The 6,002-nt window shown below is 47.9% G+C and carries 2 tRNA genes and 3 rRNA genes; all 5 read left to right on the top strand.

Features of this window, described 5'->3' with window-relative positions:
* Positions 1 to 422 precede the first annotated feature (422 nt).
* The 5 genes from AC2SLL_RS12075 to rrf all read left to right on the top strand — a co-directional run bounded on the left by AC2SLL_RS12075 (position 423) and on the right by rrf (position 5,993).
* Positions 423 to 1,959: ribosomal RNA gene (locus tag AC2SLL_RS12075) — 16S ribosomal RNA — on the top strand.
* Between the two features lie 170 nt (positions 1,960 to 2,129).
* Positions 2,130 to 2,206: transfer RNA gene (locus tag AC2SLL_RS12080), tRNA-Ile, on the top strand.
* 133 nt (positions 2,207 to 2,339) lie between these two features.
* A tRNA-Ala gene (locus AC2SLL_RS12085) sits at positions 2,340 to 2,415 on the top strand.
* A 356-nt stretch (positions 2,416 to 2,771) separates the two neighbouring features.
* Positions 2,772 to 5,627, top strand: a 23S ribosomal RNA gene (locus tag AC2SLL_RS12090).
* 251 nt (positions 5,628 to 5,878) lie between these two features.
* Positions 5,879 to 5,993 (top strand): 5S ribosomal RNA (gene rrf, locus AC2SLL_RS12095).
* The 16S, 23S and 5S rRNA genes sit together here with 2 tRNA genes alongside, the layout of an rRNA operon.
* Positions 5,994 to 6,002: the final 9 nt, after the last annotated feature.

Here is a 6,002-nt window from a genome sequence, read left to right on the forward strand (position 1 = left end):
GGAAACGAAGTAAACAACCTGACTTGAAAGAGAAGGTTTAGAGCTTTAGGAACCTAAATGAAGAATAAATAAAAGCTTGACAGATATATAGTTAGACCATATACTAGACGGCTCACTAAGTAAGAACGGCAGATAGCTTATTATTACATTATTAGTGAATAACTTACCTCGGACGACGAGATAAGTCAACTATTTAAAAACTAGAATCAAAGAACAACTTGTGTGGATTTTTGTTGACATAGAATGCTGAGAAATTAAAGTTGGGGCTATCTCTTATCGGGGTAGTGACTAACTATAAAAATTATCATTCTTAACAGCAAGAAAACTCGAAGTTAATTCATTTATGAAAGAACGGAAAGAAGAACGCCAGAAAGAATGAGCCAAGTTTTAGTAACCTCTTTAAAGGGTTACATAGCAAGATTAAACTGAAGAGTTTGATCATGGCTCAGATTGAACGCTGGCGGCAGGCTTAACACATGCAAGTCGAGCGGAAACGATGATAGCTTGCTATCAGGCGTCGAGCGGCGGACGGGTGAGTAATACTTAGGAATCTGCCCAGTAGTGGGGGATAGCACGGGGAAACTCGTATTAATACCGCATACACCCTACGGGGAAAAGGGGGCGCTTGCGCTCTCGCTATTGGATGAGCCTAAGTCGGATTAGCTAGTTGGTGGGGTAAAGGCCTACCAAGGCGACGATCTGTAGCTGGTCTGAGAGGATGATCAGCCACACCGGAACTGAGACACGGTCCGGACTCCTACGGGAGGCAGCAGTGGGGAATATTGGACAATGGGGGCAACCCTGATCCAGCCATGCCGCGTGTGTGAAGAAGGCCTTTTGGTTGTAAAGCACTTTAAGCAGTGAAGAAGACCATACGGTTAATACCCGTATGCGATGACATTAGCTGCAGAATAAGCACCGGCTAACTCTGTGCCAGCAGCCGCGGTAATACAGAGGGTGCAAGCGTTAATCGGAATTACTGGGCGTAAAGCGAGCGTAGGTGGCTTAATAAGTTAGATGTGAAATCCCCGGGCTTAACCTGGGAACTGCATCTAAAACTGTTGGGCTAGAGTAGGTGAGAGGGAGGTAGAATTTCAGGTGTAGCGGTGAAATGCGTAGAGATCTGAAGGAATACCGATGGCGAAGGCAGCCTCCTGGCATCATACTGACACTGAGGTTCGAAAGCGTGGGTAGCAAACAGGATTAGATACCCTGGTAGTCCACGCCGTAAACGATGTCTACTAGTCGTTGGGGGACTTGATCCCTTAGTGACGCAGCTAACGCAATAAGTAGACCGCCTGGGGAGTACGGCCGCAAGGTTAAAACTCAAATGAATTGACGGGGGCCCGCACAAGCGGTGGAGCATGTGGTTTAATTCGATGCAACGCGAAGAACCTTACCTGGTCTTGACATATCTAGAATCTTGTAGAGATACGAGAGTGCCTTCGGGAATTAGAATACAGGTGCTGCATGGCTGTCGTCAGCTCGTGTCGTGAGATGTTGGGTTAAGTCCCGCAACGAGCGCAACCCTTTTCCTTAGTTACCAGCGGGTTATGCCGGGGACTCTAAGGATACTGCCAGTGACAAACTGGAGGAAGGCGGGGACGACGTCAAGTCATCATGGCCCTTACGACCAGGGCTACACACGTGCTACAATGGTAGGTACAGAGGGCAGCTACACAGCGATGTGATGCGAATCTCAAAAAGCCTATCGTAGTCCAGATTGGAGTCTGCAACTCGACTCCATGAAGTCGGAATCGCTAGTAATCGCGGATCAGAATGCCGCGGTGAATACGTTCCCGGGCCTTGTACACACCGCCCGTCACACCATGGGAGTTGATTGCACCAGAAGTGGGTAGCCTAACCTTCGGGGAGGCGCTTACCACGGTGTGGTCGATGACTGGGGTGAAGTCGTAACAAGGTAGCCGTAGGGGAACCTGCGGCTGGATCACCTCCTTATTGACGCATTCGGTCAGCAAGAATTCACAACAAGTTGTTCTTTGATTTTAGTAGATAAAAGCTTTAATAAGCTTTAGAAGATTGTGCAATAGCATAGCTTTTTGAAAATCCTATTTAAAGGATTTTCCTTGCGAAGCTAAAATTGCAATGCAATTTTTTAACGCTTCTCAGGGTCTATAGCTCAGCTGGTTAGAGCACCGTGTTGATAACGCGGGGGTCGGTGGTTCAAGTCCACCTAGACCCACCATATTATTAGCACAGTAGATTCAAAAGCAGATTGTAAAAACGCTCAATGCGTCAGCAAGACTTATAGAAAATTGCCTTTAAGCAATTTTCTCTTGCGAGCCTAGCGAAGCAGTGCTTCGCCCGAGCGGCTCTCAGGGGCCATAGCTCAGCTGGTAGAGCGCCTGCCTTGCACGCAGGAGGTCAGGAGTTCGACTCTCCTTGGCTCCACCATATATAACATATATAAATAGACCCAGAGCTAATAAAGTAGAATTAAGTGATTAGTAACTTAACGATAAGGTACATAAGCAATTACTTACTTCTGTTTTATACAGAGACAATATGACGACTGGATGACAGCGTTATTACTATTTAAAAACATAGATATGAGTTGTAATATGGTTAATAGCCTACCCATCACTGAGTAGGATATTAACCAGATGACTAATCTTTTAACGACATCAGTTGTTATCCCAAGAGGTTAGTTATCGAAGGTAATAAGAGAACTGAATCAAGCGTAAATTATCAAGGTGATATCGTTATAATTGCTATTCATACTTATACCTCAAGTCTACTTGGGGTTGTATGGTCAAGTAATTAAGCGCACATGGTGGATGCCTTGGCAGTCAGAGGCGATGAAAGACGTGACAGCCTGCGATAAGCTTCGGGGAGGCGGCAATATCCTGTGATCCGGAGATTTCTGAATGGGGAAACCCACCTAGCGTAAGCTAGGTATACCAGTTTACTGGTAGGCGAACGAGGGGAAGTGAAACATCTCAGTACCCTTAGGAAAAGACATCAAAAGAGATTCCCCTAGTAGCGGCGAGCGAACGGGGAGGAGCCGACTTAATTTTATGTAGAAGAACAGAGTGGGAAATCTGGCCATAGTGGGTGATAGCCCCGTATTCGAAACATAAATGCAAGCATATTAAGTAGTGCGGAACACGAGAAATTCTGTATGAAGATGGGGGGACCATCCTCCAAGGCTAAATACTCCTGACTGACCGATAGTGAACCAGTACCGTGAGGGAAAGGCGAAAAGAACCCCTGTGAGGGGAGTGAAATAGAACCTGAAACCGTGTGCGTACAAGCAGTGGGAGCGGACTTGATCCGTGACCGCGTACCTTTTGTATAATGGGTCAGCGACTTATATTCTGTAGCAAGGTTAACCATTAGGGGAGCCGTAGGGAAACCGAGTCTTAATAGGGCGTATAGTTGCAGGGTATAGACCCGAAACCGAGTGATCTATCCATGAGCAGGTTGAAAGTGCCGTAACAGGCACCGGAGGACCGAACCCACTGTCGTTGAAAAGCCAGGGGATGACTTGTGGATAGGGGTGAAAGGCTAATCAAACTCGGTGATAGCTGGTTCTCCCCGAAAGCTATTTAGGTAGCGCCTCGGACGAACACCATTGGGGGTAGAGCACTGTTTCGGCTAGGGGGTCATACCGACTTACCAAACCGATGCAAACTCCGAATACCGATGAGTGATATCCGGGAGACACACGGCGGGTGCTAACGTCCGTCGTGGAGAGGGAAACAACCCAGACCGCCAGCTAAGGCCCCAAATTCCTAGTTAAGTGGGAAACGAAGTGGGAAGGCATAGACAGCTAGGAGGTTGGCTTAGAAGCAGCCATCCTTTAAAGAAAGCGTAATAGCTCACTAGTCGAGTCGGCCCGCGCGGAAGATGTAACGGGGCTCAAACTAGGAGCCGAAGCTGCGGATTTGAAAATTGTTTCAAGTGGTAGGGGAGCGTTGTGTAAGCCTGTGAAGGTGTGCTGTAAGGCATGCTGGAGGTATCACAAGAGCGAATGCTGACGTGAGTAACGATAATGGGTGTGAAAAGCATCCACGCCGGAAGATCAAGGGTTCCAGTCCAACGTTAATCGGGGCTGGGTGAGTCGACCCCTAAGGCGAGGCCGAAAGGCGTAGTCGATGGGAAATCAGTTAATATTCTGATACTTGTTTATGATGTGATGGAGGGACGGAGAAGGTTATGCCAGCCTGGCGATGGTTGTCCAGGTGGAAGGATGTAGGTAGACGGCTTAGGTAAATCCGGGCTGTTGTTAATACCGAGATCTGATAGCAAGCTGTACTTGTACAGCGAAGTGGCAAATACCATGCTTCCAGGAAAAGCTTCTAAACGATAGTCATAAACGAATCGTACCCTAAACCGACACAGGTGATCAGGTAGAGAATACCAAGGCGCTTGAGAGAACTCTGCTGAAGGAACTAGGCAAAATGGTACCGTAACTTCGGGAGAAGGTACGCTGCTGGTGGTGAAGGACTTGCTCCGTAAGCTACTAGCAGTCGCAGATACCAGGCTGCTGCAACTGTTTATTAAAAACACAGCACTCTGCAAACACGAAAGTGGACGTATAGGGTGTGATGCCTGCCCGGTGCTGGAAGGTTAATTGATGGGCTTAGCGTAAGCGAAGGTCTTGATCGAAGCCCCAGTAAACGGCGGCCGTAACTATAACGGTCCTAAGGTAGCGAAATTCCTTGTCGGGTAAGTTCCGACCTGCACGAATGGCATAATGATGGCAGCGCTGTCTCCAGCAGAGACTCAGTGAAATCGAAATCGCAGTGAAGATGCTGTGTACCCGCGGCTAGACGGAAAGACCCCGTGAACCTTTACTACAGCTTTACATTGAACTTTGACCTGACTTGTGCAGGATAGGTGGGAGGCTTTGAAGCAGATACGCCAGTATTTGTGGAGCCATCCTTGAAATACCACCCTGGTCATGTTGGGGTTCTAACTCAGGTATAACAATACCGAGGACAATGTATGGTGGGTAGTTTGACTGGGGCGGTCTCCTCCTAAAGAGTAACGGAGGAGTACGAAGGTGCGCTCAGAACGGTCGGAAATCGTTCAAAGAGTATAAAGGCAAAAGCGCGCTTAACTGCGAGACCCACAAGTCGAGCAGGTACGAAAGTAGGTCTTAGTGATCCGGTGGTTCTGTATGGAAGGGCCATCGCTCAACGGATAAAAGGTACTCTGGGGATAACAGGCTGATACCGCCCAAGAGTTCATATCGACGGCGGTGTTTGGCACCTCGATGTCGGCTCATCTCATCCTAGGGCTGAAGCAGGTCCTAAGGGTATGGCTGTTCGCCATTTAAAGAGGTACGCGAGCTGGGTTTAGAACGTCGTGAGACAGTTCGGTCCCTATCTACCGTGGGCGTTGGAAATTTGAGAGGATCTGCTCCTAGTACGAGAGGACCAGAGTGGACGAACCGCTGGTGTTCGGGTTGTCATGCCAATGGCATTGCCCGGTAGCTACGTTCGGATGGGATAACCGCTGAAAGCATCTAAGCGGGAAGCCCACCTCAAGATTAGATTTCCCTTAAGAGCCGTTGAAGACGACAACGTTGATAGGCAGGGTGTGGAAGCGCAGTGATGCGTGTAGCTAACCTGTACTAATTGCTCGATCGGCTTGACCATACAACACCCAAGTGGTTTTGTAGCTAAGCTATCTATAAAGAACTTAATTGTGCGTCTGTCACGCACGCTCGGATTACTTCGAGCGTCCCTTGACAGACAAAACGTGCAATGGTTATTAAATAGAGATAAATTATTTCGATATCATCCTGATGATTGCTTATTAATAGCAACCTTGATTCAGGTTCTTGATAAATACATAGTCAAATCAAAGTTAAGTCAACACTTAACCAACTCATATCTATACCCCCTTTGCTGACGACAATAGCACGATGGAACCACCTGATCCCTTCTCGAACTCAGAAGTGAAACATCGTAGCGCCAATGGTAGTGTGGGTCCGCCCATGTGAGAGTAGGTCATCGTCAGCTCCCTATACC

This window comes from Psychrobacter sp. CX97 (genome assembly GCF_057396285.1).